10 protein-coding genes are annotated in these 12,504 nt (G+C 47.5%); 5 read left to right on the top strand and 5 right to left on the bottom strand.

The features are described from left to right. Window positions 1-146: 146 nt before the first annotated feature. On the bottom strand, window positions 147-383 hold the full coding sequence (locus ACO0LK_RS25960) for a hypothetical protein (protein ID WP_422980293.1): 237 nt from the start codon (window positions 381-383) through the stop codon (window positions 147-149). 434 nt (window positions 384-817) lie between these two features. Here ACO0LK_RS25960 and ACO0LK_RS25955 point away from each other — a divergent pair, with 434 nt between their 5' ends. Both ACO0LK_RS25955 and ACO0LK_RS25950 read left to right on the top strand, forming a co-directional pair. Beyond that, window positions 818-2,581, top strand: a complete 1,764-nt coding sequence (locus tag ACO0LK_RS25955; RefSeq protein ID WP_422980291.1) for a DUF4214 domain-containing protein — start codon at window positions 818-820, stop codon at window positions 2,579-2,581. Between the two features lie 614 nt (window positions 2,582-3,195). Beyond that, window positions 3,196-3,453: a hypothetical protein gene (locus tag ACO0LK_RS25950; protein ID WP_422980289.1), complete on the top strand. Its 258-nt coding sequence runs from the start codon at window positions 3,196-3,198 to the stop codon at window positions 3,451-3,453. Window positions 3,454-3,653: 200 nt separating this feature from the next. Here ACO0LK_RS25950 and ACO0LK_RS25945 read toward each other — a convergent pair whose 3' ends face one another. After that, complete coding sequence (locus tag ACO0LK_RS25945) at window positions 3,654-4,613, bottom strand: alpha/beta fold hydrolase (RefSeq protein ID WP_422980287.1); 960 nt, start codon at window positions 4,611-4,613, stop codon at window positions 3,654-3,656. A gap of 212 nt (window positions 4,614-4,825) precedes the next feature. Here ACO0LK_RS25945 and ACO0LK_RS25940 point away from each other — a divergent pair, with 212 nt between their 5' ends. Both ACO0LK_RS25940 and ACO0LK_RS25935 read left to right on the top strand, forming a co-directional pair. Next, complete coding sequence (locus ACO0LK_RS25940; RefSeq protein ID WP_422980285.1) at window positions 4,826-5,701, top strand: helix-turn-helix domain-containing protein; 876 nt, start codon at window positions 4,826-4,828, stop codon at window positions 5,699-5,701. Window positions 5,702-5,708: 7 nt separating this feature from the next. Continuing rightward, window positions 5,709-6,017, top strand: coding sequence for a hypothetical protein (locus ACO0LK_RS25935; protein WP_422980283.1), 309 nt, complete (start codon window positions 5,709-5,711; stop codon window positions 6,015-6,017). 51 nt (window positions 6,018-6,068) lie between these two features. Here ACO0LK_RS25935 and ACO0LK_RS25930 read toward each other — a convergent pair whose 3' ends face one another. The 3 genes from ACO0LK_RS25930 to ACO0LK_RS25920 are packed head-to-tail and all read right to left on the bottom strand — an operon-like array spanning window position 6,069 to window position 9,091. Then, window positions 6,069-7,025, bottom strand: coding sequence for a hypothetical protein (locus tag ACO0LK_RS25930; protein ID WP_422980281.1), 957 nt, complete (start codon window positions 7,023-7,025; stop codon window positions 6,069-6,071). Then, complete coding sequence (locus tag ACO0LK_RS25925) at window positions 7,018-8,148, bottom strand: ParB N-terminal domain-containing protein (RefSeq protein WP_422980279.1); 1,131 nt, start codon at window positions 8,146-8,148, stop codon at window positions 7,018-7,020. Before ACO0LK_RS25925 ends, ACO0LK_RS25930 begins: the two co-directional genes overlap by 8 nt. 4 nt (window positions 8,149-8,152) lie before the next feature. Beyond that, window positions 8,153-9,091, bottom strand: coding sequence for a DNA cytosine methyltransferase (locus ACO0LK_RS25920; protein ID WP_422980277.1), 939 nt, complete (start codon window positions 9,089-9,091; stop codon window positions 8,153-8,155). A 943-nt stretch (window positions 9,092-10,034) separates the two neighbouring features. Here ACO0LK_RS25920 and ACO0LK_RS25915 point away from each other — a divergent pair. Continuing rightward, complete coding sequence (locus tag ACO0LK_RS25915) at window positions 10,035-12,350, top strand: hypothetical protein (protein WP_422980274.1); 2,316 nt, start codon at window positions 10,035-10,037, stop codon at window positions 12,348-12,350. The last annotated feature ends 154 nt before the right edge of the window (window positions 12,351-12,504 follow it).

Genomic DNA, 12,504 nt, shown 5'->3' with positions numbered 1-12,504 from the left:
CAAATCCAATCCAATTACGGTAATCTTTTCCATGACGCTTCCCTTCTGTTAAGTAGTTTGTCGAAACTCTACTTTGGCACATCACGATGCCGTTTGGGAGGGAGGCGTCCATTTCATTACCCTACTAAAGACTAGCCTCTGGCCCATCACTCCCGGTTAATCCGCTTCAACCTTTGTCCAAATACCGCCCAGATACAATCTTCGCCATCGACATTGCCGCAGATGACCCAGCCTGTGCCTGTCTTTTGTACCGTGGTTACGCAATCGAGTTCTGCACCAAGTTTTTTTGCCCAATTCTCGGCGGCGCTTCTGCCTTTGAAAAGTTCATTACCTTCAAAAATCACGGTGCTGTCAAAGACGGGGGCGGCGAATACGGTGTTCATGCGGGTTCCTGATGGTGTGTTAAGCAATGCGGTGTGCAAGTGGCCATTGTAACGCAGCGTGTTATTCGCTTCGACAATGCTGGCGAAGTTGCTGGAAAAAGTTCTTCAACAAGGCGATAGGCAGTATAGTGGATCAGGGCATATTCACTTATCTGTCCACCTATACCTGAATCCTATACTTTACGCTTGAAGTTTGAGAGAATTTGCGCGTCATTTTGACATATCAGCGCATACAGGCATGCTTGCTCTTCTTTTCTTTGCAATCAACCTGAAGTAACTGGTGTTCATTGATACCGACAATTCTTTCATATCCATTCATCAGAGGCATCTTATATGGCAACGGCTAGCGTATTCAAAATCTCTACATCGCTTATTTCAATCGTCCGGCAGACGTTGCGGGCCTGGCATACTGGCAAACATCCTCATTGTCCCTTGTGCAGATTGCGCAAAGTTTTTCACAGCAAGCAGAATATGCCAGCGTCTTCTCCAGCTCGACGACAAGGCAAATAGTCAATAGCCTGTATATCAACATGTTCAACCATAGTGCAGATGCTGCTGGCCTGAACTATTGGGAAAGCCAGATCTATAGCGGTGCAGTCAGTTTTGGCGGAGCAGCGATCGCCATCCTAAGTGGTGCACTGGGCTCTGACCAGATCGCGATACAAGCCAAAAATACGACTGCGGCAGCGTTTACAAGCGCCATGGTCAATAATGCACAAGCCCAGGCTGCATATAATTCCACCAATGGATCGTTTGGATTTGCCAAGACATGGCTGGCAGGTGTGGTCGATGCGTCGACCAGCGTTGCCGCGACCGGGGCACTGGCCACAACCACCAATAATTATAAAACCACGGGTGGTGACACGGTAGTTTTGGGCGCTGGCACGCAGACATTAAACTTCTATAATACCAGTGGCAATGAAGTCGCAGTAATAGGTGGTACCAGTCAAACAGTGAACCAGGTAGCAAAAACACCCGGTACGCTGACCGTCAATACGAGCAATAACAATACCGTTGGTCTTGCCGTTAACGGAACAAATGCAATGGGCGGCGCCAACATCACATTGACCGATGCAGGCAAATCGAGTTTGTCTGCTGCGGCCCTGAACGGTGTTGGCACCGTCAATCTGTTTGCCGGTAATGGCGAAGTGCTGACGCTTAGCCCAAGCGCAACTTTGACAGTCAACCAGGCTACAGCCGCAGCAACACTGAACGTCAATACGGCACAAAACGTGACAGTGAATCAGGCTTCGACGAATCAGGCTTCAACTTCAGACATCATTCTTGGTGGCGTTGCCAACTACACCGTTACCGGCGGTACTACTGGTGCCATTACTGCCAATGGTACGGGTGGTTCTTTGAAGGTCATCGATACTGCCAACAACCACACGATTACCAGTTCGCTAGCCACCACGATTGATGCCAGTGTTGGCGCTGGTACTGCGGGTTACCATGCCGATACGCTGGCAGGCAGCGGTAACTTTACCGTTATTGGCGCCGGGTTCCAGAATATTAATGTGATCGACGGTGGCTTGACAGGCAGCTTGAATGTGGTGACGGCAGGCACCAATATGGTCGGATATTTTGAAGGCACTGGCGGTAACGCAGCGGTAAGTTTCACGCTAGGTGGCACAGGCATGGTCAGTATTTATACAAATACCAGCCATGTCACAACCGTCAACGGGGTCAGTGGCGTCAACAATTTTGTTTCTATAGGGGGTACTGGCACCATCACTTATAACGCAGCGCCCACCGGTAATAGTTTGCTCTTTGCCGGCGGATCAAACATCACCAGCATTAACCTGTCTGCCACCGGCAACGGTCTGGACGATATCCACCTCAATTCCGGTGGCGGCGTCAATCTGGGATCGGTCACAACCGGGCTGACCACCATAACCAACTTCAAGGCCTCGGGTGCCGACAAAATACACTGGGGTGCTTCAGCGACTTCTTTGAGCACGATGAATATCGCCTCATCCGATCTTGCCAGTCTGGCCGCCAATATCCAGGCGAATGTAGGCAGTTTGACGGCCAACGACGGCAAAGCATTCATCATCACCGTCGTCAATGGCGCAGCCGCAGGTACCTATCTGTACCAACACGCCAACGCCTCAAGCGCAGTAGCTGTGAATGATCTGATCGTCAAACTGGTGGGCGCCGGCACGATAGTCGCCAGCGATTTGATGGGGGGGTATTAACGCGAGTGTGCTGCGGTATCGCCAGCGTCCTGATTTATTTGGGGAATTAGTCATCCCGGGCACTAGCTTGTTGTTGGCAGGTAACTATAAAACCGCCTGCCAACTTCTGCTAATCGCTAATTTAGATTTTATTGGGATTTACACAACCAAAGAAAATTGACACACTCTTCAAACTGCGACACAGCAGGGATAGCTATTTCTGTGGGATAGCATGACAGAGGATTTGATGGAAGCGGCCATGCGTTTTGCTCTCGAAAATGGTAGCAAAACCAGTTTCTTTGTATCACATGCCGGAATTGATAAAATTTGTGATATCTTACTGAGGCTCAACTATCCCCCTCGTTCGCCAGTTCTCCACGAAGAAACTGACAGTAAAGAGTCTCTATTCGGGATGGGAGGCGGTTTTTACCGCTCTGGGATGGGGTTCCTACAAAGACCCTCATAACATCGATTTGCTTTGCGCTGGAACGAAGTCGCAAAGCACGGTTCCGGGTCGACTATGCGACCCCAGCTTATCAAAAAGTACTCATGGAAACGCCAGAGCCCTCAAGTGATGGCTAATGCGAAGAAAGCAATTTAAATGGTGCAATAAAGTTAATTGAAAGGTGATTCAAATGACTAAGCCAACTGATCCCCCCCTGAAAAATACGCTTATCGAATATTTGAATAGCATTGATTCAAATGCCAATATGCTGGAATTTCATAAAACCGACCCTGTTGTTGCAATGACTAATTTTGGCTTGAGCAACGTAGAGCAGGCCGCATTATTGTCTGGTAACAGAGTAGTTGTTGCCACTGTCGTTGGAATTTCGGCTGATGCCGGGGTTGCGCTTGATTCCATCGAGATCTTCCCGAACCCGAATCCTGTATAAATACTAGCGCCACAAAAAGCGTGGCCATATTAAAGTCACGGGCGGCTAGCCAGGCAATTGCACGCGCTTCATTGAAGCGATGGCTACGCTCGCAGATAATGCGTTAGACATGGCCTGTCGCCTGCGCAGTTGCCTCTGGCAATGATTGCTGCTGGCATCTGCTTATGACTGCGACGTGCCAGTGCAGGGGGATGTAATCATCACACTCCCCACAGACGCCTTGCTTCTTCCGCAATCACATCCGGAAACTCTTCCTGAAAAAATAGCTTCCCTTCTGGCACCACGCGTATGCCGCGTGACTGTGGAAATAAGCGGTCAAGGTAATCTGCATCAGCCAGCGAAAACAGCGTGTCGCTGCCACCCCATACGATCTTGACGGGGATGCGGCTGCGCTTGAGTTCTGCCTCTGTACCCGCCAGTGGATTAGGTTCCAGCGCCAGGTGAAAAGCATGGTATTGCTGGCGACGCAGTGGCGAGCTGACCAGCGGCGTGACGTAATAAGCGATGTTGGCGTCGCTAAACACGGCGGGGTTGTGGAACACCGCAGCACCAAAGCTGGCGCGCGCCTGCTTGCCATCGGCTAACCATCTGGCGGTATCGTCGGCCAGGGTACCGGCGCGTGCCATATTGATGGCTGGCAGCACACCTGCCGGCGGGCTGTCTGGTTCCACGTCACAGTTTGTCAGCAACATGCTGCGCACGCGTTGTGGATGGTGCACGGCAAATAGTTGTGCGACGGCACCACCACTGTCGCTGGCAACAAGATCGACCGCGCCGACCTTCAGGTGATCCAGCAAACTGATCAACATCCCCAACTGGGCATCAGCTGTCAGCGATTGTTGCGCGGGTACCTGTGTATAACCCAACCCCATGAAGTCAGGCGCGATACAGCGGCGGTAAGGCGACAGCCTGTCTATCGCACCGCGCCACTGGAATCCATTCAGCGGCGCACCGTGCAAGAACAGCGCAGCATTACCCTGGCCACGTTCTACATAAGCGATTTTGCCAAAGGGCAAATTTGCAAAGCGACGCATTGCAGCAAATGCAGCAGCGTCCGTCGTCTGCTGCAATTTGCCTTGTTCAACTGCACAGGCTAGTGTCGTTGCAACACCGGCGGCAATGGCAGCAGGGGTGATGTGCAAAAAAAGCCGTCTTTTCATTTCAATCTCCAGATGGGGGTTGTTAGTGGCCTGTAACAGTGAAGACGATGCTAGCAACATTACTTTGTCATGGCGCGCACAAACAGCCGGACCTGAGCACAGACGGATGATTTGCGCTACATTAGTGTTTCTAAAGTGCCTGCGTTATTGAGCGACTCAGTGGCTTTGGGCTTGTAGTCAGGACACTTAGGTATGCATACTTAGAGGGCGCGATGACCAGACCTGCATGCTATCCCCATCCACCGGCAGCACTGCTCAACAGTGCAGGTAGCCATGATCTGCCGCTGCTCGATGTGCTGACCTCACCTGTACCAGTTGGCCTGTTCAATTCCCCTGTCGATGCCCGCCATGTGCTCTGCCTGCATCTGGGTGACCCGGTGCCTGTGTCTTATGGCGCTGGCCGGTATGAACGCCAGGGTGTGCGTCTGCACGGCCAGTTCTGTGTCGTGCCTGTTGGTTCCAGCACACGCTGGACATTGACCCGGCCCGCCACATCCTTGTTGCTGCGCCTGTCGCCGCAAATAGTCAACGACACCGCAGAAGCCATGAACCTGGGCAGGCAAAATACCCTGCTGGCACCAGCCATACACATACGTGACCCACAGATAGAGCGCATAGGCTGGATGATGCAGGCCGAGGACCACGACGCCTATCCAGGCGGCCGTATTTTTGCCGACAGCCTGGCCGTCGCACTGGCTGCCCGCCTGTTTGCCGTGCAGTCACGCAAGCCAGCAACCGACACGGTAGCTGGCCGCAGCTTGCCCGCCTGGCGGCTACGCCATGTCATCGATTATGTAGAGGCACATCTGGATAGCGACCTCAGCCTGACCGAACTCGCCGCCGTGGCCGGCTTCAGCCTGTCACACTTCAAGTCACTGTTCCTGCAGGCGACAGGCATGCCCGTACACCGCTACGTCATGGAGCGCCGCCTGCACCGCGCACGCCAGCTCATGGCGGAAGGCAAACAAAGCATGACAGACATCGCCATGGAAACAGGCTTCACCCACCCCAGCCACCTTGCCCGCAGCATGCGCCGTGTGCTGGGTTTGAGTGCGGCGGAGATTCGGGGGGGGATGGCATCAATTTGACGTAGGTATGGGTATTTTGCAGACCGGTGCAAACATGAATAGCGGCGCGGAGGATGTGGCCAATTGCTTTAATATCGGTGAGCAAGACAGGGGGAGGGTAAAACGCTTGCTGTTCAAAATGTACCAAGCAAACGGGGCCAGTGCATCAGGGACCCGAGTTGCAAAAACCAGCGGCACGCTGACTGTCACTACGATAGTCGGCTACACAGTTGGCTTTGCCGTCTATGATACGAATGTAACCGGTGCCGTAAAGATCGCCTTGGTAGATGTAGTTGTCTGTTGTTGGGCGTCGCGCTGTAATGAGACTTTTGGTTGAAGATATATTGATGTGAAAATAAGTTACGACGGCGTTTCACTATTTCTAATTCTAACCAGAAAAAGAAGCCATTTTATCTACACATGACTTCACTTTTTGAAATACTTTTAGTGACAGTCCTTCACCATTTTGATAAATCGTTTTGACGATCCTTAGGCGATCAACGATCACACAATCTGCCGTGTAAACTTCATTCACCCACGCGCCGGTAATATTTCTATAAAGTACCGGGATAAAATTTAAATTATAGGGTTGGTGAGAAAAGTTAAATATTGTATTTAATCTTCTGGGTTCGAGGGTTTTCTTTGGCCATCCATCTTTTTGCGCCGCGCATTGCCCTAAAAATACTAAATATCCTCGCCCTTTGTCAGGGAATTGATGTATTCCAACAATGTCTAGGCCTCCATCGCCACTTGGCTCTTGCTGGATTACAACCATTTCATCATGACGCTCGGACATTTCGCGAGCTAAAATTCTGAGTGATTCTTGTAGATTAGTTGTGAAATGTGATCGACGGTCATCCGAATTTGCATCAAAAATCCAAATTTTGGAATTGGCTGACATTAATTTTTTAAGAGCTTGGGCAGCAATTTCTACAAACAGATGCGCGCAAACCTGCCTAAATTTCAAGTCGTTAAACGATCCTAATCGAGAACAGCCCAGTAAAAATAGGTACACATAATTCTGCTGACTAATGCTCGCTTTTTTTACTAAAACTTCTTGATCCATCTCAAACGGATATATGTCATCAAAGGCATTTACGCGGTAAGTAAGATGGTTAAAGCAGCCTTTGATATATCGTTGTTCCCTAGCATTTACCTCTACAGCATGATCTGTATTGTCACTTTTTTCATCAGGATCGGAATCTGGAACACCTTGTGTTATCACAGCTTCTAGATCACCATGGCTAAGCTCATCATAATCTCCAACAAGCAGTAAAAGTTCCGCTAGATCGGCAAATTGGAATGGCCTCGTTTTGGGAACTTCCCCACGCACAAATTTAGTCATCACTGGAATTCTGTTTTGTTTGCATGACTGCGCGTACTGTTTTTGCAAGCTCAAAAACTTGCTCGGCTAGTTTCAAATTTCCTTTATCGGGAGTTGTGTTGGCCATAATAGAGCTTGCTGATTGTAGGTGGCTTTTTGCTTTTTGCATGAATTCAACAAATTCGTTATTTGTCCCCTGAGTGAATGAGTATGCTGTATCAAGCGTAGCTCCTTGTTCTAATTGTCTTAATGCTTCTGGGGACTTTAATACTTGATTGAATTTGCTTATGTTTCTTGATTCACCTAAGATAGTTTCGCCGTCTTCATTCTTTTCGAAAAACCATTTTGTGAGTTTGGCAATATTTTTTTTATTAAGAAGATTTTGATTAAGAATTGGATTTGTGCTGTCATATGTCTGTGTCTTTCCAATATATTTTGAAGCACCAACAAACTCTCCAATTCCATCATAAGGGAGTGCTGTGTACAAAGTACCAAAGTCGATTGACTCCTCGTTTAAATTTTCGACGTTAAAAAAATTATTCTCTTCAATGACTTTGTAAACTGCCAGAGCATCCAAATTGCTTTTGATGTAATCTGTTCGTTTGTGACTTCCTATAGATTCGGCAATAGATCTATACCTCTCTTTAATAGGCATTTTTTTGCTAGTGAGCTCCCCCAAAAGTTGGTTCATGTAGCGAGCTTTAGCTAGTGGTTCCCATTGTTTTACTCCGACAATATGTCTAGAGCCTAAGTATGGCAAAACTTCAACCCTGCTAGCCATAATAATGACTGGCAATTCGGTTGGCTTATGTTTTGCTTCGGCTGCCAATGCGGCGATACTAGGTCTTGTTGGGCAAAGAGACGGGTCATTCAGTAATTTGACCGCGGTAAGTCGGCGATTCCCTTCTATAACGCGGTAATAACCAGCCGCATCTTTGGCATTCTGATACACAACTAACGCCTCACCTCCAAAAAAACCGTTTTCTCCTATCGCACTCATCAAATCCTCAATTCCACCCTTTCTAGCGATGAAATTTAGCATTTGCTTTTGCGGACTATTTTGGACAGTACTTGGCAGGCGGGGATTCTCCTCGTCTAACAATAATTTAGCGATTGACTTAAATTCAATTGTTCTGGAGGTCATGTTTTTAGTTCCAAATATTCGGCAGTGCATCTGCAACTGCGCGAAATAAAGGTGGAGGTACGGCGTTACCTGCGACCTCGTATTTCTTTGCTAAAGAAAATCCCTCAGGAAAAACGTAGTCCATTGGGAAACCCTGTAAAAGTGCCACCTCTCTATATGAAAGCCTTCTGGCAGGAGCGTTAGTTTCAAATTTCCATTCATCTGGTCCTAATTTTATTAATTTTGGACTCATAGGATGCAATGGAACATGTCTCATATTGCTCACTACGGTTTTGCTTGGCTGGTTCCAATTCCTGCGTCTATCACGAGATAAGTAATACCAATGGAATGCATCCTCGCAAAAATCCCCCAATGGCCATTCTGGCAAATTTCCAATGATGTCTTGTTGTGTTGCGTATGGTTGGGTACGATTTTCACCATGTGTTGGTTCAGGGAATTCATAAACTTCATTTATATCTGAACGAATACCTACTATGAAAATTCTCTTCCTTTCTTGAGCTAGGCCGAAGTCGACTGCATTCAGAACTTTCCAAGACACTCTGTACCCGGCAAGACGAAATGAGATTATTTGATTTTTCAAAAGGTGCTCAAATGTGCTCCTGGTCATACCAGAAACATTCTCAACGATAAATGCTTTGGGTTTAATTAATTTTAAAGCCCGTAGAAATTCTCGGTAGAGGAAATTTATCTTTCTATCCGCGTCTCTAACTCCACCCTGACTAAAGCCTTGGCACGGATAGCAGCCAGCTAATAATTCGGCTTCAGGAAAAGAATTGATTTGTCTCACATCGCAATGCCGAAAATCAGTTTCTGGCATATTTGCCACATAAACTGCCTGTGCGTACGGAAGAATATCGTTAGCCATCAGAACGTCAAAGCCTGCTTGGCGCAGACCGTAATCCGAGCCGCCGCATCCGCTAAATAATGAGACCGCAGTTGGCATAGGTTTTTGTAACTCCAAAGTTCTGAAAAATAGCTAGATTATATGTGTATTGGGACAATCTTATCAAAAAACCGTTGTTATTCATGAAAAAACTCATTGGACAAGTAGGAGCCAGCATAGGAAATTGTTTGTGATTCACATATAGAGTTGGTCACGATTGGGTTCTTTAAGCGTTTTTGGAGGTTTCAACGCATTTTTTCAAACTTGTCTCAAAGGGATGAAGCAAACAGAGTAGTGTATTCGTCGATTAAATAAATTTTCAGCTCGGCGGTAAAGTATCTATGTAACCTGAATGTATAGATGAAAAAACGGCCCATTATCCTGAAAATAATGAGCCGTTTTTTTGTACTTCTATTCTTAAACCTTCAAATCCGTTGAGAACAGTCAGAAGATATTGAGAAATAAGGTCTAAATCAATCAATATACTTCATAATTAAATGAGAAAAGAATCAGTAATTAGTGAGAATGTTTTATGTTTCAAAAATTGCTGAAAATCGTGCCAATTAAGAAAAGCATCAAGTAATTTAACTTAAAAGCATTTTTATGTTCAACTTGCGTCCAAACGTAGCACGTCAACAATAATTGCAGGCATCTGGGAAAGATATATCCGTCCTGCCAGATGACCTTACCAAATTAGTCAACCTCATACTGAGCAAGATCATCTTCATCAAGGCGAATACCGGCCTAATTTGCTTCGGAGGTATGTGTACCGATGAGGTACTCAAGGGAAATAGTGATACAAGATCTGGCCTTACGTCCTTTACGAAAAAATTTGGAGTTTCAGCATGTAGCACCTGGTTGCAACAAGTCTTTTGGGCGTCGTTGGCGCGACGATCAGCCATAGCACAATGTTGTTATTGCAATACGAAAAATTAAAAATTTAACATTGTTAATATAATAATTTCGTATAATCGATCTCACAATTCAACTGTCAGGAGGAAGTATGCAACTTTATCCGTGGAGAATGGTGTGCCTGCTCCCTTTGATAGCTCTGTCTGGTTGCGGCAATATGCTCACGAACCAGATTAAGAGCGACCTGACTGTTGCCAAAGCTTGCCAGGAGATCCAGGCCAATCAGGCCGGATATGTAGCCACTTCCAAGGAAGCATTCATTGCGAACATCAAGACTCGCCTGTTGGGTGAAGTAATGAACTGCGATATTTCCCCGCTGGATCCAGGTGAAACGAAACTCCAATCGGTACTTTTGTGTGGGCTTCAGGACATTAAGGTATTGAATGCACCATTCAAGATAGAGTCAGAGAAAGAAAAGGTGCAGAAAGCTGTGCAGGAGAAAATCAACGAAATTCGTGACGCCATGTTAGTGATCCAAACGAATTTTAAATCGATTGAAAAAAACTGGAAAGAAAACGAAGACAATTGCGATCGCGTTGATAAGTGCGTTAACTTGTATGCGGGGGTCATACTTAGCACAAATGGAAAAGTCCAGATTAAGAAAATTAGCGACGAATTTGACAAAATTCGGAAACATTTTGATGAACTTCGGTCTCTCATTGAGACTGCTGAGAAAGACATTTTAGCCGCTGGACAAAGTGATGAAATTCAACTTTTAGCTGATGCTAAACGGGTACTGTTAAATGCCAAGATATTCATCAGCAACGCTGGTCGCAGCCTGACGGGCGATATAGCAATGGCGACTCGCGATGCCATTCTCGATAATGTCTATTACGAACTTTCGCACCGATCACTCAATAGTATTGATGCTTCACTTAGTAGGGCAGAAAAGCTGCTCGATAAAGCTGACGACAAAGTGTATGGAGCCATTTCCCTTGGCCTGTTTTTCGGTAAAGGTAAGATACAAGATGGCCTCGACAACGTGACCGCAGAACTGGTCTGCAAGGTTAGCGATGCAGGCGGACTCTATATGCGGCGTCTTACATTTGCGATGGCCCAGGCGGCCTGTGAACGCATGGCTGACAACTCCAAGAACAAGTCCGTCTATTTAGCGCCGATGCTGGAAGAATCATGGGCAAAAGCGGTTTACGCGAATAGCAATAATGAGATTGGCGATGAATTCAGAGCGGCTCTCTCCTCGAAATGCAAGATTGTGCGAGAACAGCAGGCAAAAATTCAGCTGACACAAGAACACGCGGAAAAGGAGCAGTCGGAGATCGCGCAACATGCGAAGAATGAATCAGCTATCGCCTCGATAGTAAATGACAAGTCCAAGAACAAACAAGCTGAGATAGATCACCAAACCATCAAATTACTTCATAAGCAGGGGGATGGCAAACAGTCAAAGGTTTCGTTCACAGATGAACAGGTGGCAAATAAGATAGATGAGAATACGCAAGCCTTGACGAAATTAATGAATGAAGGCCAGATATTTCGCACGTACGTAGGACATGAATGGGCTGCAGGACTTGCTCTCACGCCGGTGAACATGATTGAACTGGTGAAAGGCAATCAAACAGACACCAAGTTGGTGGCAAGTCCACCGATGAAAGCGGACGTCGCTGCACTCGCACTCGCGGCCAGTTCCAATACAGTAGCTGAGTGGATCGGGGGGGCGGCTGGAGTCCCGCCACAAAATACCTTTCAGACTCAGCCCTCGATGTTGAAAAATGCAGTTGAATCAGTAAACTTGGCCTCGATTCAAGCCACCCAGGTCAGCGTCCAGCAGAACTCCATCCAAAACGTGAACGTGGCGCCAGCACAATCGGACAACAAGATTTATATCGGCGGACCATTCCGATCCGCGCGCGCACAAGATCTATGTGACCAGTTGCCATCATGGCTGGTGTGCCGTCGTTTAGTTGGACAACGCTTTGAAATCGAAGTACCGCGCTTTGACGATGGCAAGTATCAAGACGCTGCCGCATTCAATGTGCTTGCCTTGATCGTGCGAGCCAGCAAGGCCGGGGGTGCGCAATATGTGGCCGATATCCAAGGCTTCGCGTCGTCCAATGAATTCTCATGCAAACAAGCGGACAAATGGCTTCGCCTCGAGGGCCACTTGCCTTTTACCGGCGCACAATTGAGCTCGAAGCGCACGGGCATGAGCCTGAGTTATCAAAGCAAACAAACCTTGGCAGCTGGCACCGCCAATTGTGCTAACTCTGCAATAGATGGCAACCAGTTCCTGTCATTTGCACGCGCAGCTTGGACGGCCAGCGTGCTTGATGATAGCGCTGGATCGACCATTGAAGTGAAGAGTGTGGCTGGATTCGGAGCCAAGCTGGCCGACCGTAATAGCAATATGTATGACAGGAAAGTCGTCATTGAACTCACTCATAAATAACTGACAGTACCGCTTAAGTGGGGGGCAGGCCTTTGATCAACGCTTCTCCTTGCGTTACATCATGGCACCGACCACCCGTAAGCGGGAAACGGACTGCTTGTCCCAAGCCTTCCAGGCAGACATGAGTTTTTGTAGTCAATCCCTCCGCGAGAGT

Source organism: Undibacterium sp. Ji49W (genome assembly GCF_049340205.1).
Lineage (GTDB): Bacteria > Pseudomonadota > Gammaproteobacteria > Burkholderiales > Burkholderiaceae_D > Undibacterium.
The sequence above is the reverse complement of the archived record's forward strand: the minus strand, read 5'-3'. Positions and strand labels throughout refer to the sequence as shown.